General features: G+C 56.0%; 1 protein-coding gene. It reads right to left on the reverse strand.

Annotated elements, in window-relative coordinates:
• Nucleotides 1-250 (reverse strand): EAL domain-containing protein (locus AF337_RS05795; protein WP_152970923.1); only part of this gene is annotated, 250 nt, incomplete at both ends.

The raw sequence follows: 250 nt of genomic DNA on the forward strand, positions 1-250 counted from the left end.
TCGGTCGATGCGAAGATCCTTGAGAAGGGAAAACTGTGCTGCAGTTTCGACGCCTTCCACCAGGATCGTATTCCCACGATTGCGGATGAGAGCAATCATGTCCTGAAGCATCATCAGACCGCGTGGGTTCGAGCAGTCGTGCAGGAAGGTTCTATCGACCTTGACCGTCTGAAACTCGATTGCCCTCAGCCAAGAGAGGCCCGCGAAACCGCAGCCGAAGTCGTCAAGCCATATCTCGACGCCGAGTGCC

This window comes from Rhizobium ecuadorense (genome assembly GCF_001187535.1).
GTDB classification, from domain to species: domain Bacteria; phylum Pseudomonadota; class Alphaproteobacteria; order Rhizobiales; family Rhizobiaceae; genus Rhizobium; species Rhizobium ecuadorense.